The sequence below is a fragment of the Pseudomonas sp. NPDC079086 genome (assembly GCF_044542155.1).
Lineage (GTDB): Bacteria > Pseudomonadota > Gammaproteobacteria > Pseudomonadales > Pseudomonadaceae > Aquipseudomonas.
In genome coordinates, this window is record NZ_JBITTY010000002.1 from 450,951 (window position 1) to 472,854 (window position 21,904).

The 21,904-nt window shown below is 59.9% G+C and carries 22 protein-coding genes; 6 read left to right on the forward strand and 16 right to left on the reverse strand.

Going from position 1 to position 21,904, the window contains the following annotated elements; translation table 11 throughout:
* Positions 1-62: 62 nt before the first annotated feature.
* The 10 genes from maiA to ACIGEK_RS11660 all read right to left on the reverse strand — a co-directional run bounded on the left by maiA (position 63) and on the right by ACIGEK_RS11660 (position 9,356).
* Positions 63-722, reverse strand: coding sequence for a maleylacetoacetate isomerase (gene maiA / locus ACIGEK_RS11615; RefSeq protein WP_397493464.1), 660 nt, complete (start codon positions 720-722; stop codon positions 63-65).
* Positions 712-1,695, reverse strand: coding sequence for a fumarylacetoacetate hydrolase family protein (locus ACIGEK_RS11620; protein ID WP_397493465.1), 984 nt, complete (start codon positions 1,693-1,695; stop codon positions 712-714). The genes maiA and ACIGEK_RS11620 overlap by 11 nt, the downstream gene beginning before the upstream one ends.
* Positions 1,695-2,834, reverse strand: a complete 1,140-nt coding sequence (locus ACIGEK_RS11625; RefSeq protein WP_397493466.1) for a homogentisate 1,2-dioxygenase — start codon at positions 2,832-2,834, stop codon at positions 1,695-1,697. Before ACIGEK_RS11625 ends, ACIGEK_RS11620 begins: the two co-directional genes overlap by 1 nt.
* A 114-nt stretch (positions 2,835-2,948) precedes the next feature.
* The gene (hppD, locus tag ACIGEK_RS11630; RefSeq protein WP_397493467.1) at positions 2,949-4,031 is read right to left on the reverse strand and encodes a 4-hydroxyphenylpyruvate dioxygenase; all 1,083 of its coding nucleotides are present in this window, start codon (positions 4,029-4,031) and stop codon (positions 2,949-2,951) included.
* A 455-nt stretch (positions 4,032-4,486) separates the two neighbouring features.
* Entirely contained in the window at positions 4,487-6,265 is a 1,779-nt protein-coding gene (locus ACIGEK_RS11635; RefSeq protein WP_397493468.1) for an ABC transporter ATP-binding protein, read from the reverse strand.
* Positions 6,258-6,890, reverse strand: coding sequence for a DsbA family protein (locus ACIGEK_RS11640; protein ID WP_397493469.1), 633 nt, complete (start codon positions 6,888-6,890; stop codon positions 6,258-6,260). The genes ACIGEK_RS11635 and ACIGEK_RS11640 overlap by 8 nt, the downstream gene beginning before the upstream one ends.
* A gap of 2 nt (positions 6,891-6,892) precedes the next feature.
* Positions 6,893-7,831, reverse strand: a complete 939-nt coding sequence (locus ACIGEK_RS11645; RefSeq protein WP_397493470.1) for a rhodanese-related sulfurtransferase — start codon at positions 7,829-7,831, stop codon at positions 6,893-6,895.
* A gap of 441 nt (positions 7,832-8,272) precedes the next feature.
* The gene (locus ACIGEK_RS11650; RefSeq protein ID WP_397493471.1) at positions 8,273-8,566 is read right to left on the reverse strand and encodes a BolA family protein; all 294 of its coding nucleotides are present in this window, start codon (positions 8,564-8,566) and stop codon (positions 8,273-8,275) included.
* 12 nt (positions 8,567-8,578) lie between these two features.
* Entirely contained in the window at positions 8,579-9,079 is a 501-nt protein-coding gene (locus tag ACIGEK_RS11655; RefSeq protein ID WP_397493472.1) for a DUF2059 domain-containing protein, read from the reverse strand.
* A 100-nt stretch (positions 9,080-9,179) separates the two neighbouring features.
* On the reverse strand, positions 9,180-9,356 hold the full coding sequence (locus ACIGEK_RS11660) for a hypothetical protein (RefSeq protein ID WP_397493473.1): 177 nt from the start codon (positions 9,354-9,356) through the stop codon (positions 9,180-9,182).
* Between ACIGEK_RS11660 and ACIGEK_RS11665 the strand changes: the two genes are divergently transcribed.
* The 3 genes from ACIGEK_RS11665 (at position 9,343) to ACIGEK_RS11675 (ending at position 12,480) form a co-directional block, all read left to right on the forward strand.
* Entirely contained in the window at positions 9,343-10,353 is a 1,011-nt protein-coding gene (locus ACIGEK_RS11665) for a DUF2804 domain-containing protein (RefSeq protein ID WP_397493474.1), read from the forward strand. The two genes, ACIGEK_RS11660 and ACIGEK_RS11665, sit on opposite strands and share 14 nt — an antisense overlap.
* Before the next feature lie 119 nt (positions 10,354-10,472).
* Entirely contained in the window at positions 10,473-11,867 is a 1,395-nt protein-coding gene (locus ACIGEK_RS11670; protein ID WP_397493475.1) for a class II fumarate hydratase, read from the forward strand.
* The gene (locus tag ACIGEK_RS11675; RefSeq protein WP_397493476.1) at positions 11,860-12,480 is read left to right on the forward strand and encodes an NAD(P)H-dependent oxidoreductase; all 621 of its coding nucleotides are present in this window, start codon (positions 11,860-11,862) and stop codon (positions 12,478-12,480) included. The genes ACIGEK_RS11670 and ACIGEK_RS11675 overlap by 8 nt, the downstream gene beginning before the upstream one ends.
* A 3-nt stretch (positions 12,481-12,483) precedes the next feature.
* On the opposite strand, the gene ACIGEK_RS11680 is transcribed toward ACIGEK_RS11675, so the two are convergent.
* Entirely contained in the window at positions 12,484-13,446 is a 963-nt protein-coding gene (locus ACIGEK_RS11680) for a DMT family transporter (RefSeq protein ID WP_397493477.1), read from the reverse strand.
* A gap of 289 nt (positions 13,447-13,735) precedes the next feature.
* Here ACIGEK_RS11680 and ACIGEK_RS11685 point away from each other — a divergent pair, with 289 nt between their 5' ends.
* Positions 13,736-13,945 carry a DUF6316 family protein gene (locus ACIGEK_RS11685; protein ID WP_275962846.1) on the forward strand — a complete coding sequence of 70 codons (210 nt, stop codon included), beginning with the start codon at positions 13,736-13,738 and terminating at the stop codon, positions 13,943-13,945.
* Positions 13,946-14,020: 75 nt separating this feature from the next.
* On the opposite strand, the gene ACIGEK_RS11690 is transcribed toward ACIGEK_RS11685, so the two are convergent.
* The 3 genes from ACIGEK_RS11690 to ACIGEK_RS11700 all read right to left on the reverse strand — a co-directional run bounded on the left by ACIGEK_RS11690 (position 14,021) and on the right by ACIGEK_RS11700 (position 17,196).
* The gene (locus ACIGEK_RS11690; RefSeq protein ID WP_397493478.1) at positions 14,021-15,205 is read right to left on the reverse strand and encodes a thiolase family protein; all 1,185 of its coding nucleotides are present in this window, start codon (positions 15,203-15,205) and stop codon (positions 14,021-14,023) included.
* A 120-nt stretch (positions 15,206-15,325) separates the two neighbouring features.
* Complete coding sequence (gene pap, locus ACIGEK_RS11695) at positions 15,326-16,813, reverse strand: polyphosphate:AMP phosphotransferase (RefSeq protein WP_397493479.1); 1,488 nt, start codon at positions 16,811-16,813, stop codon at positions 15,326-15,328.
* A 74-nt stretch (positions 16,814-16,887) separates the two neighbouring features.
* Positions 16,888-17,196: a class I SAM-dependent methyltransferase gene (locus ACIGEK_RS11700; protein ID WP_397493480.1), complete on the reverse strand. Its 309-nt coding sequence runs from the start codon at positions 17,194-17,196 to the stop codon at positions 16,888-16,890.
* Positions 17,197-17,739: 543 nt separating this feature from the next.
* Here ACIGEK_RS11700 and ACIGEK_RS11705 point away from each other — a divergent pair.
* Complete coding sequence (locus ACIGEK_RS11705; RefSeq protein WP_397493481.1) at positions 17,740-18,684, forward strand: triacylglycerol lipase; 945 nt, start codon at positions 17,740-17,742, stop codon at positions 18,682-18,684.
* A 73-nt stretch (positions 18,685-18,757) separates the two neighbouring features.
* Positions 18,758-19,780: a lipase secretion chaperone gene (locus ACIGEK_RS11710; protein WP_397493482.1), complete on the forward strand. Its 1,023-nt coding sequence runs from the start codon at positions 18,758-18,760 to the stop codon at positions 19,778-19,780.
* 58 nt (positions 19,781-19,838) lie between these two features.
* Here the strand turns inward: ACIGEK_RS11710 and ACIGEK_RS11715 are convergent, their stop codons facing one another.
* Positions 19,839-20,273: a DoxX family protein gene (locus ACIGEK_RS11715; RefSeq protein ID WP_397493483.1), complete on the reverse strand. Its 435-nt coding sequence runs from the start codon at positions 20,271-20,273 to the stop codon at positions 19,839-19,841.
* Positions 20,274-20,399: 126 nt separating this feature from the next.
* A complete protein-coding gene (locus ACIGEK_RS11720; protein WP_397493484.1) occupies positions 20,400-21,785 on the reverse strand; it encodes a transglycosylase SLT domain-containing protein in 1,386 nt (461 codons plus the stop codon).
* Positions 21,786-21,904: the final 119 nt, after the last annotated feature.

Here is a 21,904-nt window from a genome sequence, read left to right on the forward strand (position 1 = left end):
CACCGAGCACGCTCTGCAAAACCGGATTCGCCAGACCCCAGTGGCGGCGAAGCCGGCTGGGATCACTGGGCGTCGGGTTGCACCTCCGGCGCAGCCTGCTTAAAGGCATCCAGAGACTCACAACGCGCCGCCATGGCGAGGATGCGTGGGTACGCATCAAGGTCACAGTTAAAACGGCGCGCATTATACAGCTGTGGAACCAGACAGGCTTCCAGATATCCGGGCCGTTCGCCGAGCGACAGGCGATCATTGAAGACCGCCAGCCCAGCCTCGACGGCGCTCAGCCCCTTATGCAACCAATGGCGGTACCAAGCATCCTTGGCTGTCTCGCCTACCCCCAGTTCACCGCTCAGGTACTGCAGCACCCGTAGGTTGTTCAGCGGGTGCACGTCGCAGGCGATATGCAGCGCCAAGGCACGCACCTGAGCGCGCTGCGCAGGATTAGTGGGCAGCAGCGCCGGTGCAGGAAATACCTCATCGAGGTATTCGAGAATCGCCAGCGACTGGGCGATACGCACCCCGCCGTTGCCTTTGTCCACCAGTAAGGGCAGCAGCTCTTGCGGATTTAGCGCCTGATACTCGGCGCTATGCTGCTGACCGCCGTCCTTGACCAGGTGCACCGGTACTTGCTGGTACGCCAGGCCCTTGAGGTTCAGCGCAATACGCACTCGGTAGGCTGCGCTGGAGCGCCAGTAGCCGTAGAGCGTCAACTCAGTGTTCATAGCGCTCTACCGCCTGGTCGATAGCGCCGAACAGGCTATGACCAGCGGCGTCGAACATCTCGATACGCACGCGGTCACCGAACTTGAGAAACGGGGTTTTCGCCTCGCCACTTTCGATGATTTCCAGCATGCGTTTTTCCGCCAGGCAGCTGGAACCCGCGCTGCGGTCGTAGTTCGACACGGTGCCGGAGCCGATAATGGTGCCGCAGCCCAACGGCCGGCTCTTGGCGGCGTGGGCGACCAGTGTCGGGAAGTTGAAAGTCATGTCCACACCAGCATCCGGCTGACCGAACAACGCGCCATTGATATGCGACACCAGCGGCCGATGCACCTTGCCATCGCGCCAGGTATCGCCCAGCTCATCCGGGGTAATCGCTACCGGCGAGAAGCTCGACGACGGCTTGCTCTGATAGAAGCCGAAGCCCTTAGCCAGCTCACCAGGAATCAGATTGCGCAGCGACACATCGTTGACCAGCATCAACAGCTGGATATGCCCGGCAGCCTCGGCAGCGCTGGCGCCCATCGGCACGTCATCGGTGATGACCGCGATCTCAGCTTCCAGATCAATGCCCCAGGTCTCGTCGACCATCTGAATCGGGCTGTGCGGCGGGATAAAGCAGTCGGAGCCGCCCTGATACATCAGCGGGTCATGCCAGAAGCTTTCCGGAATCTCAGCGCCGCGCGCCTTGCGTACCAACTCCACATGGTTGACGTAGGCACTGCCATCGGCCCAGTGATAGGCGCGCGGCAACGGGCTGTGACAGGCCGCCTGATCGAAGGCAAATGCGCCCTGCTCCAGGCCATCATTCAAGCGCTGATACACCGCCTCCAGCTTGGGTTTGGCAACTACCCAGCTATCCAGCGCGGCCTGCAGGGTGGCGGCAATCGCCGGGACTTCGGTGGCGCGGCTTAGATCGCGCGATACCACGACGAGTACACCGTCGCGGCCTTGCTTCAGTGATGCGAGTTTCATCAGGATTCCTTGCCCGGCGCACGCCAGGAATTTACATATTCGGGAACATCCACCCCAGCAGCGGCTTCGCCGACTTCCAGGGCGCGGCGGGTGTCGATCATCACCGCCACTTCATCGATAAAGGTCGCCGGATCGGTTTGGGCTTTTTTCAGCGCCTTGGGGTGCGGACCGTGAGGGAAGCCACACGGGTGCAGAGTGACCATGCCCTGCTCGATATTGTCCCGGCTGAAGAAGTTGCCACGGTGGTAGAACAGCACTTCGTCGTAGTCGTCGTTGTTGTGATAGAACGGCACCTTCAACGCGCCGGGGTCGCTTTCCACCGGTCGCGGGGTAAAGGTGCAGATCACAAATCCATTGGCGACAAAGGTGGTGTGCGCAGATGGTGGCAGGTGGTAGCGGTGGCTCATCAAGGGACGAATATCGCGCCAATTGAGCCGTACCACGGTGTTGTCGCCATGCCAGCCGACCACATCCAACGGGTTGTACGGATAGGTCACTGTGCTGATATGGCCGCGCCGCTTGATGCGGATCTGCCAGGTGTTTTCGTCCTGCTGCGCCTTGAAAGCCTCGTCGATACGCGGATGATCGAGCACCGCCGGGTCAAAGATCGCTTGCGGGCCAACCAGACCTTTGTCCGGCAGCTGATAGGCGCCGTCGGTGCTTTCGATCAGCAGCATAAAGGTCGGCTCATCAGCCTCGATGCGCCAAGCCGTACCGCGAGGAATCAGCAAGTAATCACCGTCGCGATAGGTCAGATGACCGAAATCGCAGTAGAAGTGCCCTGCGCCCTCATGAATAAACAGCAGGTCATCGCCGTCGGCGTTGCGTACCAAATGGCGCATGGCGCCGTGGGTTTTCCACACGCGCAGCTTCACATCGCTGTTATGCAGGGTCAGTGGCGCGGCCAGCGGGCAATCACGCTCACTGGAAATATCGTTGAAGTTGAACGCATGCGGGCGCAGCGGCCCCTGCCAGTCGATCCAGCCAGTCGGCGGATGCTTGTGGTGCAGGTGAGCGGTGGGGCCGAAGAACCCTTCGCGGCCCATCTCACGCTCGTAGGTGCCCTCGGGAAAATCGCAGTGCGCCTGGCGTGAGCATTCGCCTTCACGCAGGGGGAAACTGATCCAGTTACGGCTCATGGCCGGTATCTCCTCAATCCAACGCTGGCGTAGGGTGGGCTAGCAGCGCTAGCCCTGATGGGTCGTTTATTGCGGTGCGTGAGCGCCACGTGTCCCCACCCTACGGTTTGCCGATCAGTCGGCGCTGATCACGCCGCGCTTGATCTGGTCTTCCTCGATGGACTCGAACAGCGCCTTGAAGTTGCCCTCACCAAAGCCCTGATTACCCTTGCGCTGAATGATTTCGAAGAAAATCGGACCAATCACCGTATTGGTGAAAATCTGCAGCAGGATGCCGTCGTCACCTGGTGCACCGTCGATCAGGATGTTCAGGTCGCGCAGCACATCAGTCGGCTCGCCGTGCCCGGCCACGCGGGTGTCGACCTTGTCAAAATAAGTGCCAGGGGTAACCATGAAGTCCACACCATTGGCGCGCAGTTGGCGGACGGTGGCGTAGATATCTTCGCTACTCAGGGCGATGTGCTGGATACCTTCGCCTTGGTATTCGCGGATAAATTCTTCGATCTGCGACTTGTCGTCAGACGACTCGTTGATCGGGATGCGGATCTTTCCGCACGGCGCGGTCATAGCGCGGGACAACAGGCCGGTGAGCTTGCCTTCGATGTCGAAATAGCGGATTTCGCGGAAATTGGCGATGCGCTCGTAGAAACCGGACCAGACGTCCATCTGCCCGCGCTTAACGTTGTGGGTCAGGTGGTCCAGCTCTCTCAGGCCAACCGAGTTGTCATTCGGCGTGCGGCCTTCGATGTACTCAAAATCAACGTCGTAGATGCTCTTGTCGCCAAAGCGATCCACCAGGTACAGCAGCGAACCACCGATACCCTCAACGCAGGGGATATTCAGCTCGCCGAAGTTGGCGTGGCTGCCCACCAGCTTGGCGCCCTGGGATTCGACATAAGCAGCAGCCTGAGCCGCGTTCTGCACGCGGAAGGCCATAGCGCAGGCGCTCGGGCCGTGTTTCAAACCGAACTCGCGCACATGCCCGGTGGGACTGCCGTTGAGCACGAAATTGATGTCGTGCTGCTGGAACAGCCAGACCTCTTTCGAGCGGTGCTTGGCGGTTTCGGTAAAACCCATGGCGGTGAACAGCTCACGCAGCTGCTGAATGCCTTCCGGGGTCGGCGCGGTGTACTCGACGAACTCGAAGCCGTCGGTGCCGATAGGGTTGTGCTGTTCGATCTTGTTCACGGCGTTCATTGCGCCTCCTCGTTGTTGTTTTGATCAACCGCTGCGTTATGCAACGGCGCGGATTGACCTCATAACAACCGAGCGCAGCCCCGCTAACAAGCGGCCCCAGAGCACCCTGCCGCAGCCTTGGCCCAGGCTTTCGGCAAGTTTTCAATACACCCAGAAAAACAGCGTGTTTGCTGACTGCAAACACCTGCATTGCGTAACGAAAGATTTACAAAGCGGTCGATTTAACTGCCAGGTGCAGGGCAGCAACGCTTCTAACCTAGTTGAAACCCGCAACAAATCGCGGGGATGGCCCGCGCCTACGATCAGGGTTTGTCCGTAGGAGCGGGCCAGGCCCGCGAGAAAGTGTTGTTTTCGCCAGGTGCCGTAGGATGGGTGACACTTCACCCATCCACCAATGCGACCTCACGGTGGATGAAAAGAACGTCATCCACCCTACGGTTTTCCCAGCGCGGCTATCAGTGCTGCAGATGTCCATACAGCTTGGCGTAGAGCCCGCCGTCGGCGATCAACTTTTGATGGCCACCGTCTTCGGCGATGCTGCCGCCATCGAATACCAGCACCCGATCCGCCTGTTTTACCGCGCTCAGGCGGTGGGCGATGATCAGTGTGGTGCGGCCGCGCAGGAACTGGTTGAGTGCCTGGTGCAGGGCGTATTCGGTTGCGGCATCCAGCGCCGAGGTGGCTTCATCGAGAATCACCACTTTCGGCTCGGCTAGCACCATCCGAGCAATTGCCAGACGCTGACGTTGGCCGCCCGACAGGCGCACGCCGGAGCGGCCGACGATGCTGTCCAGCCCCTGCGGCAAGCCGCGAATGGTGTCGGCCAGCTGAGCGATTTCCAGGGCACGCCAGCAGAACTCGTCCGTGCGCTCACGGCCCATACATAGGTTGGCGCGTACTGTGTCGTTAAACAGTGCGGGATGTTGCAACACCACGGCGACATTCTCGCGCACCGCTTCCAGCCCAATCTCTTCCTGGCTACTGCCACCAAAGCTGATGGTTCCGGCCTGCGGCGTATACAGCCCGAGTAGCAACTGCACCAAGGTGCTCTTGCCACCGCCACTGGCGCCGACGATAGCGACCTTCTCCCCTGGCGCGATGCTCAAGTTGAGGTGATCCAGCACTGGCTCATCGTTGTAGGCAAAAGTCAGCCCGCTGACTTCGATACCCACCGTATCGTGGCCTTTAAACGGGTCGACGCGGCAGGGGTATTGCGGCTCGTCTTTGCGCGCCAGCAGCTCGTTGATCCGTGTCAGCGCACCGCCTGCGGCGTAGAAGGCGTATTGCAGGCTGAGCAGTTGCTCGACCGGGCCGATCATAAACCAGAGGTAGCTGAACACTGCGAGCATCTGCCCGATCGACAGGTCGGAGAACAGCACGGTAAGCATGGCCGCAGCGCGAAACACGTCGATGCCGAACTGGAACAGCAGGCCGCTAGCGCGATTGGAAGCGTCAGTCTTCCACTGCGAGGCCACGGCGTAGTCGCGCACTTCCTTAGCGCGGCCACCGAGGCGACCAAGGAAGAAGCCCTGACGGTTGCCGGCGCGAATTTCCTGAATCGCTTCGAGGGTTTCGGTCAACGCCTGGGTAAAGCGCGAGGTGCTGTCGTTTTCCAGCTTTTTCAGGTGCTTGACCCGCTTGCCGAGCTGCACCGTGGCGTAGATCACCAGCGGGTTGAACAACAGAATCAACAACGCCAGCTGCCAGTGCATCCAGATAAGGATCGCCGAGGTCCCGGCCAGGGTCAGTACCGCCACCAGAAAGCGGCTCAGGGTTTCGCCGACAAATTTGTCCAGCGTATCCAGATCGGTAACCAGATGAGTGGTCACCGTGCCGCCACCGAGGCTTTCATATTCGCCGAGGGAAATCCGCTTGAGGCGCTCAATCAAACGAATACGGATGCGGTAGACGATATCCTTCGACAGCCGGGCAAACAGCCGCGCCTGCAGCACATTGAAGATCAGCGCGCCACCGCGCAGAAAAAACGTCAGCACCAGCATCAGGCCGATATAACCTGCGGCGGTTTCCCAATGAGCCGGCAGGAAGTTGTCCATTACCTTGAGCGCGGCATCACCGTCATTGAGCAGTACTTCATCGACCAGCAGCGGCAGTAACAGCGGGATCGGCACGCTACACAGAGTGGCAAATACCGCCACCAGATTAGCCAGGATCAGGGCTTTTTTATGTTGCAGGGCCAGCCGGCGAATTTCCGCCCAACTCAAACGATCAGGCATGGGTAACCCGCTCCAGCCAACGCGCAAGCAAAGGCTGCAGCACATCTAAAGGTTGATAGCCGTTAGTCAACAGCGCCACTTGGCCGTTGCGCTCAGCGAGCAGAGTGGGAAAACCGGCGATGCCTAGATCCTGAGTCCAGCTGAAATCGGCAGCAGTTGCTGCGCGTTGCGCGGCGCTGTCGAACGCTTCGGCAAATACGATGCGCGGAATCCCGGCGCGCTCGGCCAACTCCACCAGCACGCTGGCGCGGGTGACATCCACCCCTTCGGTATAGAACGCCCGCTGAATCAACTGAGTCAGCGGCCAGACCAGCTCGGGGGCCAGACTGCGCGCGGTGACCAATGCACGGCAGGCCGGCTCGGTGTCGTAGACCAGCCCCTCGGGCAAGCCTGCATTGAAGTTGAACAGCTGCCCGGTGCTGGCATTGACCGCCTGCCAATAGCCCAGATAACGCACCCGTGCTGCGGCATCGATGGCCACGCCATCACGGCGTAGCCCCCCCAGCACCAACTCCAGTCCCACGCCAGCCTCAGCGGCCTGTTCTGCAAGGGACTCCAGCACCGGGGCAAAGCCCCAGCACCATGAACACATCGGGTCCATCACATAGAGCAGGCGTGCTTGCATGCTTAAGCCTCGCGGTTCTGTCGGGGGTTGTAGCCCAGCGGGTGCGGCTGATTGCGTTCTTTCGCCAGTTCTATCTGACGCTGGCGCTCACGGGCGCCGGCACGGGTTTTCTCCGGCAGCGAATCCCAGCAATGCGGGCAACTGACACCTGGGGTATAGAGTTCGGACTGACGATCTTCCACCGACACCGGCGTGCGGCAGGCGTGACACTGGTCGTAGTCACCCTCGCTGAGGTCATGGCGCACGGTAACCCGGTTATCGAATACAAAGCAGTCGCCCTGCCATTTAGTCTGTTCCTGCGGCACTTCTTCGAGGTACTTGAGGATGCCGCCCTTAAGGTGGAACACCTCCTCAAATCCTTCACCGAGCATATAGCTGGAGGCCTTCTCGCAGCGGATACCGCCGGTGCAGAACATTGCGACTTTTTTGTGCTTGGCCGGGTCGAAGTGCGCTTTGATGTAATCGGGAAACTCGCGGAACGACTTGGTTTTCGGGTCTACCGCGCCTTCAAAGGTGCCAATCGACACTTCGTAATCGTTGCGCGTATCAATCAGCAGCACTTCCGGATCACTGATCAACGCATTCCAATCCTTGGGTTCAACGTAGGTGCCGACCTTCTGATTCGGATCAACGCCGGGTACGCCCAGGGTGACGATTTCCTTCTTCAGCTTGACCTTGGTGCGATAGAACGGCTGCTCGTCGCAGTAGGATTCCTTGTGGTCGATATCGGCCAGACGCGGATCCAGGCCAAACCAAGCGAGTAGCCCGTCGACCCCAGCGCGGCTGCCAGACACGGTGCCGTTGATGCCCTCTTCAGCAATCAACAACGTGCCTTTGATGCCGTTATCCAGCATGGCTTGCAGCAGAGGTTCGCGCAGCTCATGGAAATCCGGCAGGGAAACGAACTTATACAGCGCGGCGACAACGATCTTCTCAGTCATGTGCATGTCCTTCAGTAGTCGCCCACGTAAAGGGCGGACTGGGATATAAAAATGGCCAGCAGCGAATTAATTTGCTGGCGGACCACAAGAAATTGTCTGGAGCAATTTTTGACGTCGCTCCGCGACGGCCCCACAGGGGTGGCCGCCATGGATGGCGGGCCACAAACAAAACCGCCGGCGCGAGGCCGGCGAGATGCGCAGTTTACTGCCCTTGAGAAGCGCCGTGTAGAGGCGAATTGCCTCAGAACCTGCTTACGATCTGCTGCGCGTCGGCCCTGCTGCGTTAAAAGCAGGCCGGGACACGACGTCTCGGATGCTCATGTACAACTCGTACACTCGCGTGCGAGCCCAGTCCGCCTCCTCGCCTGCTTTGACCAGCCGGTGGCTGTTACTGACGTAGCGCCTTGCTGGTCTCTAGCTCGCGAGATCGTAAGCAGGTTCTCAGTGGCCGCCCTTGCAGGTCGGCGAAGCTGGAGCCACGCCCTGCTGCGACCACTCTTCCGGGGTGTAGGTATGCAGCGCCAGCGCATGGATCTGACCCATCAGCTCACCTACGGCGGCATAGGCCTTTTGGTGGCGTTTGACCGCATTCAGGCCAGCGAACTGCTCGCTGACGATCACTGCCTTGTAGTGGGTTTCCAGGCCACGGCTGTGCATATGGCTTTCATCCAGCACATCGAGGTGCTGGGGTTGCAGACTCGCCAGAGCGGCCTGCAACAAATCGATCTTCGGCATAGGGACTGTCACTCAGGGCTTCTTTGGAGTCAGTTTGGTGGTCATTTCTGCCAACAGCTGGTTGACCTTGGGCACGGCTGCTTCCAGCTTGCCCTGAGTCAGTTGCGCGGACTGCGCGGTCAGTGTCGGCATTTTTTCCAGGACTTTCTTACCCAGCGGCGACTCGTAGAAACGGATCAGGTCTTTCATTTCCTGCTCGTCGAAGTTGCTGGTGTAGAGCTTGACCATATCCGGCTTGAGCTTGTCCCAACCCACAGCCTGTTCAAGTGCTGCATTGGCCTGGGCCTGATAGGTTTCCAGCACAGCCTTCTCGCTCTGCGGCGCATTGCTTTCAGCAAAACGCTGGGCAAACATCTGCTGCACCTGGGCATACACCGGTACAGCCAGCTTGTCGGCGCGAGCCAGCAGCAGGAAACGCTCGGCGTCGGCCGCGTGGCTCTTGGCATCAGCGAGCACCTGAGCACTACCGCACGTCAGTAATAGGGCAGCGCAAAAGGCAGGTAAACGTGACATGTACTACTCCTGAGGAAGGGAATGAGTGCAGTTGGACTCAATTGCCGGCATTTTGTGCCCAAGCGCGGGTCACACTCAAGTAAGCAGAGCGTCGATCAACTCACGCTACAACTGTGCACTGGCGCACTGCGTGCTTAAAGGCCAAAATGCCAGCACTTGCCGAGCAGGCCAATGCCTGTGCATGCTCGATCAAATAAGCCATCTTCTGCTTCAGCGTGCCGATGCCCACAAGGCGAGGCACCAGCACACACATGGACGTGTCGATGAACAGTTTCACTCACCCAGAGCCTCTAGCCGCCATCGCGCTTTGCGACAGCCACGGCCTGCTTAACCCACAAGCCATCGGCTGGTCACCCAGGCCCATGGTTGACTGCGCAATACCAGGGCACTTCGGCCGGCGCAAACGCTGGAACCATTGGTGCATCACCACCCCGCAGTGGATGCTCTCGTTTACCCAAGCCGACCTCGATTACCTCGGGTACGCCGCCGCCTACTTCCTTGATCTGCAAAGCGGCCAAGCCGTCGCCTACAGCCAGTACCGCCTGTTCGGTCGCGGCTGTGACCTACCAGATCAACCGCAGGCCAGTCACGAATTCAACCACCCTCGCCTGCAACTAAGGGTGGCAGAACACACCGGACGCACGCGCATCACTATCAATGCACCCGATATCGGCGGCCAGGCACTGCAGGTTGCCCTAGATATTCAGCGCCCTGCCCACCTCGACTCCGTCAACCTGGTCGCCCCACTCGGCCCGCATAGCTTTCACGCTACCAGCCGACAACTGGGCCTGCCCTGCAGCGGCAGCGTGCAGCTGGGCAAGAAGCATTACAGCTGTGTGGCCGGACAAAGCTTTGCCTCGCTGGATTTTGGCCGTGGCGTCTGGCCACTCAATAGCCACTGGACCCGCGCTGCCTTTGCTGCGCCGGGTGGCATCGCCGGCAACTTCGGCGCAGGCTGGACGGACCACAGCGGCCTGTCGGAGAACACATTGTGGTTTGGTGGCGAACTGCAGCACGTGGATACGCCCATTGCCATTACCCAGGCGCCGCACAACCCGCTGGCGCCGTGGCAACTGCGCAGCCCGGATGATGCTGTGCAGCTGACCTTCACCCCACGCCAGCGCCACCAGGCCTACCGTCGGCTGGGGCCGTTCTATGCAGATACGCAGCAGTGGTTCGGGCATTTCGAAGGTGTGTTACGCGGCCCGGAAGGCGAACGCGTACCGGTCAACAACGCCCTCGGCTGGCTCGGTGAGACCCGCGCCCGCTGGTAAATGACCTTCGTTGTTGAACCTCTACTGATGCATAGCGACCTAAGCTGAGATACGCCCAGGCTGGCAATAGCCAGCCGGGCAACTCGTTTGCTGCACGCGCAACTATCAGGAGAGCCGCCATGAGCCGCACTGAAACCGACAGCCTGGGCCCGATTGAAGTACCTGATGAGGCGTACTGGGGCGCGCAGACCCAGCGCTCATTGATCAATTTCGCCATCGGCCAGGAACGCATGCCCTTGCCGGTGGTGCATGCGCTGGCGCTGATCAAGAAGGCTGCCGCGCGGGTCAACCAGCGCATTGGCGAATTACCGGCCGACCTGGCCCGGCTGATCGAGCAAGCCGCCAATGAGGTGCTGGACGGCCAACATGATGAGCAGTTCCCCCTGGTGGTGTGGCAGACCGGCAGCGGCACGCAGAGCAACATGAACGTCAACGAAGTAATCGCCGGGCGCGCCAATGAGCTGGCTGGCAACGGTCGTGGCGGCAAGACACCGGTGCACCCCAACGATCATGTCAATCGCGCGCAAAGCTCCAACGACAGCTTCCCCACCGCCATGCATATCGCCGCCGTGCAGGCCGTGCAACAGCATCTGCTGCCCGCCGTACGCGAGCTGCGTGACGGTTTGCAGGAGCAGGCCGAGCGCCATGCGCACCTGCTCAAGACAGGGCGCACGCACATGATGGACGCCACACCGATGACCTTCGGCCAAGAACTCTCGGCCTTTGTCGCGCAGCTGGGTTACGCCGAGCGGGCAATCCAGGCCGCGCTACCCGCCGTCTGCGAATTGGCCCAGGGCGGTACGGCCGTAGGCACCGGTCTGAATTCACCACAGGGCTTCGCCGACGCCATGGCCGCTGAACTGGCCGCACTGAGTGGCTTGCAGCTGGTCAGCGCGCCAAACAAGTTTGCCGCCCTGTCCGGCCACGAACCGCTGGTAGCCTTATCGGGCGCCTTGAAAACCCTCGCTGTGGCCCTAATGAAGCTTGCCAACGACCTGCGTTTGTTGGGTTCCGGCCCCCGCGCAGGTTTTGCCGAGGTGCGTTTGCCGGCCAATGAGCCTGGCAGCTCGATCATGCCAGGCAAGGTCAACCCAACCCAATGCGAGGCGCTGTCGATGCTGGCCTGTCAGGTGCTGGGTAACGACACCACAATTGCCTTTGCTGCGAGTCAGGGGCATCTGCAGCTCAACGTGTTCAAGCCGGTGATCATTCATAACCTGCTGCAATCGGTGCGATTGCTCGCCGATGGCTGCCATAACTTCCAGCAGTACTGCGTCGCTGGCCTGCAACCCGATGCGACGAAGATGGCTGAACACCTGGAACGCGGCCTGATGCTGGTAACCGCACTGAACCCGCATATCGGCTACGACAAGGCCGCGCAGATCGCCAAACAGGCCTATCAGGGTGGCACCACGCTGCGTCAAGCAGCGCTGCAACTGGGCTACCTGAGCAATGAACAATTCGACGCCTGGGTGCGTCCTGAAAATATGCTGGAGGCGGGTCAACATGAGTGAAGCGGCAAAGAGCGGCGCAACGCCACTGGAAGGTGACGGCAAACGCATCCTGATGATTCTTGGCACACCGAAAAACAGCAGTTTCTGTCATGCCTTGGGCGAAGCCTATGCCCAGGGTGCACGCAGCAAAGGCCACGTGGTGCGTCAATTGAAGCTGGGGGAGATGAGCTATGACCCGGTGCTGCGTGACGGCTATGAACACAGCCAGCAGCTGGAGCCTGATCTGCTGGAAGCACAGCGGCAGATTCACTGGGCCGAACACTTGGTATTCGTCTACCCGGTTTGGTGGGGCGGCATTCCTGCATTGCTCAAAGGCTTTTTCGACCGCACGTTTCTGCCGGGCTTCGCCTTTAAGTACCGCAACCGCTCGCAGCTCTGGGACAAGCTGCTGACTGGACGCACTGCCGATCTGCTGGTGACCATGGACACCCCGCCCTGGTACTTCCGCTGGATCTACGGCGCCCCCGGACATCGGCAAATGACCCGTACCATCCTCGGCTTCAGCGGCATTAAAACTCGACGCCTGGCCGAATTCGCCCCCGTACGCCCCTCCAGCGAAGAACAACGTCAGAGTTGGTTACGCCGCGCTGAAGCTCTGGGCGTGCGTGCCTAAGCCTTACGCCAGTGCAGCCAAGCGCGCCTTGCGGGCGCGCCAGCCGGACAGCAATGAAGGCCCCAGCGCAGTCAGCGCAGACCCCATGACCACCAGCACCGCCCCACCATAGGCCAACCAGTTGATCTGCTCCGGTTGCACATGGTCGGGCCACCAACTGGCCGCCAGTGCCACAGCGCTAAAAGTCACCAGCGGTGTAACCGCCAAGGCAGCGCTGACTCGCGAAGCCTCCCAATGCGCCAACGCCTCGGCAAACGCGCCATAGGCCACCAACGTATTCAGACAGCAAGCAAACAGCAGCCAGCCCTGCAGCGGGCTCAATGCCAGCGCCTGCAGTGGCTGTGCCCAAGGCGTCAACAACACAGCGCACGCCAGGTAGATCACCATCATCACCTGCAGCGAGTTCCATACCGTCAGCAGCTGCTTCTGCGCCAGGCCATAGAACGCCCAGACAAACGCCGCCAACAACACGATCAACACCCCAGTGGTGTAGGCCGTCAGCGAAGTCAGCAGCTCATCCAGTCGTTGATTGAAGAACAAGGTAAAGCCGATCAGCAGCACCAGTAGACCCAACCCCTGGCCGAGACTGAAGCGCTCGCGGAAAATAAAAATGCTGCTGATCAACAGCAGAATCGGCGCCACCTGAATCACCAGCTGGGTCGTGCCGGGGCTGAGCAAATTGAGGCCAACCAGATACAGCACATAGTTGGCGGTCAACCCGGCTATCGCCAACAGCAGGAGACTGGCGCCCTTCTTGCCCAGCGGGCGGAACGCCGGCAGACGTTTGCTGGCAGCTAGGTAGGCCAGCAGGATGGAGCCGGAAACCAGCAGGCGAAACCAGGTCACCGTAACCGGGTCCATCACCTGCAGCACTTCCTTGAGTTTGATCGGCAGCACACCCCACAACACAGCGGTCAGCAGCGCGAGAAAAAGACCGTAGAGCCAGCGACCGGAAGAAATGTGCATAGACGCCTCGCAACCAGTACCGCAACCTTTGCCCGATGCAGGTTGAAGCGATAGCCGAGCATTCTAGAGCGCCACCGTACACCGGCACAGCCACAGCCAAGCGCCGCTATTCACCGCAACTGTACTGATGGCCGCACAGTATTAAGCCAGCGTTCTGGCGTCAAAAAATATAATAAAGGCGTAAAGCATGCCGAATTTCGGCGAAAACGACCATTTGTCGTTAAGTTCTGCAGCCAGAAAAACGCCGTTTAGACTGACCTCAACAGCTCATTTTGCGGGAGGTTCATTTATGTTCGGCCAACGCAACATCGACCATAACCCCGGTACCCACTACCGCAGCGAGCGCGTAAGTGCGGTCAACGGCCAATTCTTCTTCTCCACCCGCGAGGGCACGTTGGAAGGCCCCTACTTCAACCGAACGGATGCCGAACGCGAGATTGCCTTCTATATCCGCAGGATGATTCAGGCAAACGAGATCATCGAAAGCCGTGCGTTCTGAAGTGCCCAACTCAAGACAATAAAAAACCGCGAGTAATCGCGGTTTTTTATTGTCTGGTATTTCTGGCGACGCTAATCAGCGCACCGCTTCAAACAGCCCAGTTGCGCCCATGCCGCCGCCCACACACATGGTGACGATGCCGTAACGCAGGTTGCGACGCTGCAGCTCGCGCACCAGATGGCCGACCTGACGCGAACCGGTCATGCCAAACGGGTGGCCGATGGAGATCGAGCCGCCATTGACGTTGTACTTAGCGTTATCGATTTCCAGACGATCGCGCGCATACAGGCACTGCGAAGCAAACGCCTCGTTAAGTTCCCACAAGTCGATATCGGCAATGCTCAGCCCCTTGGCCTTGAGCAGCTTGGGCACCGAAAATACCGGGCCAATGCCCATCTCGTCCGGCTCACAACCGGCAGCAACAAAGCCACGGAAGAACGCCAGCGGCTTGAGGCCCAGTTCAATGGCTTTTTCCAGGCTCATCACCAGAGTCATCGAGGCGCCGTCGGAGAGCTGCGAGGCATTGCCTGCGGTTACCGAACCGTCCTCAGCAAACACCGGCTTGAGCGCCGCTAGGCTTTCCAGGGTGGTGTCGGCACGATTGCAGTCGTCATGTGCGACGATGCCGTCAACGATGGTCTTTTCACCCGTCGCCTTGTCTTCGACCTGGTACTTGACGTTCATCGGCACGATTTCATCGTCGAACAAACCGTCCGCCTGAGCCCGTGCGGTGCGCTGCTGGCTCTGGAGAGCATAGGCGTCCTGCGCCTCGCGGCTGACGTTGTAACGACGGGCGACGATCTCGGCGGTCTGGCCCATGGGGTAATAGATACCCGGCACATCTTTTTGCAGCACCGGGTTGAACAGGTTCTGCGTGTTCATGCTCTTCAGGGTCATGGTGATCGACTCGACACCACCGGCCACGATCACATCGCTGCAACCCGACGCCACCTGGTTGGCAGCAATCGCGATGGCCTGCAGGCCTGACGAGCAGAAACGGTTGAGGGTCATGCCGGCCACGTTGGTGCCCAGGCCAGACAACACTGCGACGTTGCGGCCGATGTTCATGCCCTGGGCGCCTTCATTGGAGCCGGCACCGACAATGCAATCATCCACCAGCGCCGGGTCGATGCCGGTACGCGCCAGCAATGCATTGACGCAATGAGCCGCCATATCGTCTGGACGGGTCAGATTGAACTTGCCACGGAAGGACTTGGCCAAGCCAGTCCGTACGCTGTCAACGATCACCACTTCACGCATGCCGCACCTCATTGTTCTTGGGTTGAATTGGCAATGAGAATAAAGCCGGACAATCTCACTCGACGATGATCATTCATCAGCCGTATGCGCGACCATCCTGTAGCTCATGGAACTGGCCACTCAGTGCTTGTCGAATGCAGCCTCAAGCGCCTCATTGATAGTGCGCAACACCTTGATGCGAGCAAAGCGTTTGTCATTGGCCTCAACCAGCGTCCAAGGTGCGATTTCCGTGCTGGTCCGGTCGACCATATCGCCCACCGCATCGCGGTACAACGGCCACTTGTCGCGGTTGCGCCAGTCTTCTTCGGTAATCTTGAAGCGTTTAAAGGGAATCTGTTCACGGGCCTGGAAGCGCTCCAACTGGGTCTGCTGATCAATCGACAGCCAGAACTTCACCAGCACCACGCCGGCTTCGCTGAGCTGCTCTTCGAAGTCATTGATCTCACCATAAGCACGTAACCAGTCGCCTGGTGCACAAAAACCTTCGACCCGCTCCACCAACACGCGGCCATACCAGGAGCGGTCAAATACAGTGAACTTTCCCCGCGCTGGAACATGCCGCCAAAAGCGCCATAAATAGGGCTGCGCGCGCTCTTCTTCAGTCGGCGCGGCGACAGGTACGATGCGGTATTGACGCGGGTCGAGCGCAGCAATCACTCGGCGAATCGCCCCGCCCTTACCGGCCGCATCGTTCCCCTCGAACACCGCGAGCAGCGAATGCCGACGCATACGTTTGTCACGCATCAAGCTAGAGAGTCGCGCCTGCTCACTGATCAGTTGCTCGGAGTACGTGTCCTTGTCCAAGGACTGGCTCATGTCCAAGCTATCGAGCAGCCCGTGCTCGCCCAAACTGGACGTCAACGGTGCAGCATGGGGGTGTGGCAGCGGTCGGCTTTTCGCCTTTAGCGCCGCTTGCAGACCGTCGAGGAGAATGCGTCCGACGGTGAGGCTGCGGTAATACTCATCAACCCCCTCAACCACATACCAAGGCGCGTAATCACGGCTGGTGCGCCGCAAGATACGCTCACCGACACGCACGAACTTGTCGTAGGTTTTTGACTGCTGCCAGTCCAGTGGGCTGATCCGCCAGCTGTGCAGCGGGTCATCCTTAAGCGCCTTCAGCCGCGCCTTCATATGTTGTTTGGAGAGATGGAACCAGAACTTGAAGATCAGCGTGCCCTCATCGCAGAGCATGCGTTCCATTCCCAAGGTGGTATCGATAGCCTGGTCGAGCACGGCATTTTTGATCCGCCCATGCACCCGCCCCTGCAGCATCTGGCTGTACCAGTTACCGAAGAAAACCCCAATACGCCCCTTAGGTGGCAGTTGTCGCCAGTAACGCCAGGCCGGTGGACGGGCCAACTCCTCATCGGTCTGCTGGTCGAAGGTGTTGACCTGAATCAGCCGCGCATCCATCCATTCGTTGAGCAGCTTGACCGTCTCACCTTTGCCTGCCCCCTCAATGCCGTTGATCAGGATAAGCACGGCAAAACGCCCTTGCTGCTGCAACTCGTACTGCGCGTCCAGCAGCGCCTCACGCAGCGCGGGGGCTTCGGCGTCGAAGGTTTCTTTATCGATATTGCGGCCGATCTCGGCGGATTCAAACATAGCCAACTCCCTGACAATATCGTGTGAGCCTAGCGGATAGGCCGTGGCCTTGACCAAGCTATTGCGCTATTCGCTTAACGTCGGGTGATCAGCCCTTGCTTGGCCACGCGCGTCAACTGGCGCACGGTTTCATCCAGCTGCGCGGCAGTTGGCGCCTGGATCACCGCCATATCGAAGTGATTGCTGGCAAATCGCGCCAGGGATTCGCCGTCGTGGACAAAGTTGATTAGAAAGGCCCGCGGCCCCGGCCAACGCTTTGGCCAACCATCGAGATAACGCAGCAGGGTCGGCTGGTGGCTGCCGCCAAGGAGAATTTTCGGATTGCGCAAGGTCAGCCCGGAAGTAATCGGGGCCAGGCGAATAAGCGGTTGGGGACAGTGCATCGATATGTCTCCGCCTCATTAAGTCCGCTGGGCAGCGGTGAGAGGCGACACCGAACCAGCGCTTTAGCGGAATTTCGAAGTCTCCGAAGAGTGCTTCTTAGGGCGCTGCAATCAGCATGTAACCCGGCGCCCCGCAAGTAGCTGTTTAAATCGGCGCATGGGTGGGCATCCTAGAGAAGCCCGCGCAGCACTGTCAAGGCGCGCTGCTAAGGCCACGTCCAACACCCCAACCTTTGATTGGTGGCACCGCTAATCGACCTAACCGCTTGGCTCTTTGCCGCCTGTACGCAGGCCGCTGCTTCGCCATCTGGGGCCTGAATCCAGGCCCAAGCCGTTTCACCCCGTAACAAACCCACGGCAGTGCGCCAACGCCAGGTTGCGCTTAACGTCGATGTAGCGCCCGCAGCAGAGGGCTACACGGCTGTTTACGGTTACTGGCATGGTTTCTGCCAATACCCTAGAGCTGATGTACACGCCACGGGATGGGCGTTTTGGCTGCATGGATTGCCTTGAACTGCCCGATAACCCCTTGCGAGAGCACCAATGAACAACAATAAAACTCTGCTCGCCCTCTGCCTGGGCGCCGGCTTGCTGGCCTCCGGCAACACTCATGCCTTCTGGTTCGGCTCTTCTGGCTACACCCAAACCAAATACCCGGTTGTGTTGGCCCACGGCATGCTTGGTTTCGATAGCATCCTCGGGGTCGACTACTGGTACGGCATTCCTGCCGCGCTGCGTCGCGACGGCGCCAGTGTGTACATCACCGAAGTCAGCCAGCTGAATACCTCGGAAGCCCGCGGCGAAGAACTGCTGGCCCAGGTGGAAGACATTATCGCCATCAGCGGCAAGCCCAAGGTCAACCTGATCGGCCATAGCCATGGCGGCCCGACCATTCGCTATGTCGCCGCTGTCAGCCCCAACCTGATCGCCTCGGCCACCAGCGTCGGCGCACCACACAAAGGCTCAGCCACGGCCGATTTTATCCGCCAGGTACCGCCTGGCTCGGCCGGGGAAACCTTACTCGCCGGCATCGTCAACGGCCTCGGCACGCTGATCAACTTTCTCTCCGGCAGCTCCAGCAGCAGCCCACAGAATGCGCTGGGCTCACTCGAATCACTCAACAGCCAGGGCGCGGCACGCTTCAACGCCAAGTTCCCGCAGGGCATTCCGACCACCGCCTGCGGCGAAGGCGCCTACAGCGTGAATGGCGTGCGCTACTACTCCTGGAGTGGCACCAGCCCGGTGACCAATATCATCGATCCGAGCGACCTGCTACTGGGCGCCACCGCGCTGACCTTCAAAGGCGAAGCCAACGATGGCCTGGTTGGCCGCTGCAGCTCGCGCATGGGCAAAGTGATCCGCGATAACTATCGGATGAACCACCTCGACGAGGTCAACCAGACCCTGGGGCTGACCAGCCTGTTCGAGACCGACCCGGTCACGGTCTACCGCCAGCATGCCAACCGCCTGAAAAACGACGGCCTGTAACAGCTTCACCAAGGGTTGCCCTGCAGCCCTTGGTGTTTCTGCCCGCCTTGCCGAACCCGCCTGAAGAGTGCCTGTGAAAAAATTTCTGCTGCTGTCCCCGCTTTTGTTCGCCGTCTGCCTGGCTCTCGCGCTGTACCTGCAACCCGTGGATATTCCCACACAGCTCAGCGGCGAGACGCAACAACCCATACAACGCACTGACACGCCACCTGCCACACAAGCCCAGAACAGGGCTCAAACTAAGGTATCGCCATTAAAAACGCTGCCCGCCTCATTTGGCGGCACCACAGTGGATGGCGTTTTTCGCCTGGATGCCGATGGCAACCTGCTGATCAGCGAAGACATCCGGCGGATCTTCGATTATTTCCTTGCCGCAGCGGGTGAAGAGCCGCTGCGGACCAGCGTCGAGCGGCTGCGCGCCTACATCGTCGCGCAACTGCCGGCTAGCGCCCGCGAACAGGCCCTAGCCCTGCTCAACCAGTATCTCGACTACAAACGCGAACTGGTGCTGCTCGAGCGCGACCTGCCGCAGATGGCTAATCTAGATGCCTTGCGTCAGCGTGAGGCCGCCGTGCTGGCACTGCGCGCCCGGATTTTTGATGCCCAAACCCAGCAGGCGTTCTTCGCTCGCGAAGAGGCCTACAACCAGTTCACCCTACAGCGCTTGGCGATTCTGCATAACAGCCAACTGGACGATGCCGGCAAAGCCGCCGCCGTCGACCAATTGCGCAACAGCCTGCCAGCAGAGATGCAGGACACCGTGCTGCCACAATTGCAGAACGAGCTGCGCCAGCAAACTGCGCAGTTGCAGGCCGCCGGCGCCAAACCGGAACAGATCCGCCAGCTGCGCCAGCAACTGGTCGGTGCCGAAGCCACCCAGCGCCTTGAAGTGCTCGACCAGCAGCGACAAACCTGGAAAAAGCGCATCGCTCTATACAGCACCGCCAAAGCAGCCATCGAAAACAACCCAGGCATGAGCGCCAGCGACAAACGCTCAGCCATTGCTCAGCTGGCAGCGGAGAACTTCGACGAACGCGAACAACTGCGCCTGGAAGCAGCCGAACAGCTGGCAGCACAGAACAAGCCAACCCCCTGAAACGCAAAAAGCCCACCGAAGTGGGCTTTTTGCAGGCTGCTGCCGAGTCGTTTGACGCTTAACCGGCGATGCGCTTGTCCAACGAAAGCTTGCCAGCACCTTCAATCAGAATCGCGGCACTGATAGCCAGCAAGGCCAGGGCAAACTCATAACCGTTGTTGCTCATAAAGAAGCCATTGGCCAAGTGCACAGTGGCAATCGCCACCACCATGGTCACCGCAAGTACTGCTGCAGCTGGGCGCGCCAGCAGACCGATGATCAAGGCAATGCCACCAAAGAACTCGGCGCTACCGGCCATCAGAGCCAGCAGGTAACCCGGCGCCAGACCGATGCTTTCCATCCACTGGCCTACACCTTCCAAGCCGTAACCACCAAACCAGCCAAACAACTTCTGCGAGCCGTGGGCGGCAAAGGTGATGCCGGCGATGATGCGCAGCACGGTAAGGCCGTAGCCTGCTTGAGTAGCAACAACAGATTTGATCAGAGCGTTCATGTGCAGCAGTCCTTGTAGTGGGGAGTTGATGGAGTGAAGATTAAACCAATTAGCCAATACTTAAAGCCGATAAATCCGCTAATTTCAATCGAATAATTAAATTAATCATCCTATCCAACTGACTCGCTACGGCTCCAGCAGATAGCGCTCGCGGTCATAGGCAAGGTAGTACTTATTCACGCTATTTACATAGCTGACCACGCCCATGCCCATCTGCTCCATCGCCACCCGCTCAACCTGAAAGAACCACTGATTGGGGTTCAGGCCGCGCCTGCGCGCTTCCGCACGCAGGCTTTGCACCCGTTGCGGACCCATGTTGTAGCCGGCCAGGATAAAGGCCATGCGCTCGCGCTCATTGAGCTGCGGACTGTTGAAGTAGTTGCGGCGAATCATCGCCAGGTACTTGGCGCTGGCCTGCACATTGTTATCCAGCACAGCGATATTGCTCACGCCGACGCTGCGTGCAGCCGCCGGAGTGATCTGCATCAGCCCGGTGGCGCCACCCGCCCCGCGCGCAGCAGGGTTTAGGGTGGACTCCTTGAAGGCGACGGCAGCCAACGCCAACCAGTCGAAATCATGCTGACTGGCATAGCGCTGCAATACCGGACGGACCTTTTCCAGGCGCTGACGCTCAGTGCGGCCCAGCGGGTAATGCACCTTGTACAAACGCCGGTAGACGCGTTGGAACGCTACATCCTGATCCGCCGGGTCACGGTAACCCTTGAGAAAGCGGTCGATACTGGCGCCGAGCATTGGCGTGTCGCGCCGTACATACCAGCGCATAGCACCGCCGCTGGCCAACTGCAGGTGACGATCCAGGCGCAGTTTGGGCATCACCTTGGCCCAGCGCTCAGCAATCGGTTGCTCGACCGCCGTGACGCTGAAGATGCCGGCCTGAACCATTTCCAGCACATCCTCGACCGCCAGGCTCGGGTCGACCCACTCGACGATAATCGGCGAACGTTTGCTGTCGATCAGGCGCTGGTTGACTGCCCGCACAGCTTCCCCCGCCACGCTGCCCGCAGACAAGGCCAGACTGCGCCCGGAGAGCTGTTCGAGGTTCTGGTAACGGCGGTTACCCTGCTTGGCGACAATGATCAGCGGCACATTGCTGCGGATAGCCGCGCTGGCGCTGAGTTTGCTGCCGCGCGGCATATTCAGCAGCTCACCGGGGGCGACCAGATCACCCTCGCCACGCTGCAAGGCGGCCAGCAGCTGATCTTTGGCGCGCGGGATGATTTTCAGTTTGAGCGTTCGGCCATCGCGCGCGTTGCGATTAAGGTACTGCTCGAAGGCGCGCATGCGCTGGTATTCGACGCCAATGCTCTGGCCTTTGACCTCACCCGAACTGTTGCGGCTCTGGTTGACCAGCACGCGCAATTCACCGCTGCTACGAATGCTCGCCAGGTCACGGGCGGCCTTGGGTTGCTCGACTTCCAATGGGCCAGCCACGCGCGCCGCCGCTGTGCAGGACAGCAGCAATAGGCAGCAGGTGAGCAGCACTCGCAACATCAAGGCCCCAGGGCAGAATCGACCGATAGATCAGTGCAGCGGCTCGTCTAAATAGGCTGCGTACAGGACAACTGACCCCTCGCGCGGGGCGCGGAGGTTCGCACAGCCCGCCCTTGGAT

What these genes read in the sequence shown, in the direction of transcription:
- ACIGEK_RS11705 (WP_397493481.1), top strand. Translation starts at nt 17,740, where the DNA reads ATGAACAACAATAAAACTCTGCTCGCCCTCTGCCTGGGCGCCGGCTTG.
- ACIGEK_RS11625 (WP_397493466.1), bottom strand. Translation starts at nt 2,834, where the DNA reads ATGAGCCGTAACTGGATCAGTTTCCCCCTGCGTGAAGGCGAATGCTCA.
- ACIGEK_RS11680 (WP_397493477.1), bottom strand. Translation starts at nt 13,446, where the DNA reads ATGCACATTTCTTCCGGTCGCTGGCTCTACGGTCTTTTTCTCGCGCTG.
- ACIGEK_RS11640 (WP_397493469.1), bottom strand. Translation starts at nt 6,890, where the DNA reads ATGCAAGCACGCCTGCTCTATGTGATGGACCCGATGTGTTCATGGTGC.
- ACIGEK_RS11650 (WP_397493471.1), bottom strand. Translation starts at nt 8,566, where the DNA reads ATGCCGAAGATCGATTTGTTGCAGGCCGCTCTGGCGAGTCTGCAACCC.
- ACIGEK_RS11675 (WP_397493476.1), top strand. Translation starts at nt 11,860, where the DNA reads ATGAGTGAAGCGGCAAAGAGCGGCGCAACGCCACTGGAAGGTGACGGC.
- pap (WP_397493479.1), bottom strand. Translation starts at nt 16,813, where the DNA reads ATGTTTGAATCCGCCGAGATCGGCCGCAATATCGATAAAGAAACCTTC.
- ACIGEK_RS11715 (WP_397493483.1), bottom strand. Translation starts at nt 20,273, where the DNA reads ATGAACGCTCTGATCAAATCTGTTGTTGCTACTCAAGCAGGCTACGGC.
- ACIGEK_RS11685 (WP_275962846.1), top strand. Translation starts at nt 13,736, where the DNA reads ATGTTCGGCCAACGCAACATCGACCATAACCCCGGTACCCACTACCGC.
- ACIGEK_RS11635 (WP_397493468.1), bottom strand. Translation starts at nt 6,265, where the DNA reads ATGCCTGATCGTTTGAGTTGGGCGGAAATTCGCCGGCTGGCCCTGCAA.
- ACIGEK_RS11690 (WP_397493478.1), bottom strand. Translation starts at nt 15,205, where the DNA reads ATGCGTGAAGTGGTGATCGTTGACAGCGTACGGACTGGCTTGGCCAAG.
- ACIGEK_RS11665 (WP_397493474.1), top strand. Translation starts at nt 9,343, where the DNA reads ATGAACAGTTTCACTCACCCAGAGCCTCTAGCCGCCATCGCGCTTTGC.
- ACIGEK_RS11655 (WP_397493472.1), bottom strand. Translation starts at nt 9,079, where the DNA reads ATGTCACGTTTACCTGCCTTTTGCGCTGCCCTATTACTGACGTGCGGT.
- ACIGEK_RS11620 (WP_397493465.1), bottom strand. Translation starts at nt 1,695, where the DNA reads ATGAAACTCGCATCACTGAAGCAAGGCCGCGACGGTGTACTCGTCGTG.
- ACIGEK_RS11670 (WP_397493475.1), top strand. Translation starts at nt 10,473, where the DNA reads ATGAGCCGCACTGAAACCGACAGCCTGGGCCCGATTGAAGTACCTGAT.
- hppD (WP_397493467.1), bottom strand. Translation starts at nt 4,031, where the DNA reads ATGAACGCCGTGAACAAGATCGAACAGCACAACCCTATCGGCACCGAC.
- ACIGEK_RS11645 (WP_397493470.1), bottom strand. Translation starts at nt 7,831, where the DNA reads ATGACTGAGAAGATCGTTGTCGCCGCGCTGTATAAGTTCGTTTCCCTG.
- ACIGEK_RS11720 (WP_397493484.1), bottom strand. Translation starts at nt 21,785, where the DNA reads ATGTTGCGAGTGCTGCTCACCTGCTGCCTATTGCTGCTGTCCTGCACA.
- ACIGEK_RS11700 (WP_397493480.1), bottom strand. Translation starts at nt 17,196, where the DNA reads ATGCACTGTCCCCAACCGCTTATTCGCCTGGCCCCGATTACTTCCGGG.
- maiA (WP_397493464.1), bottom strand. Translation starts at nt 722, where the DNA reads ATGAACACTGAGTTGACGCTCTACGGCTACTGGCGCTCCAGCGCAGCC.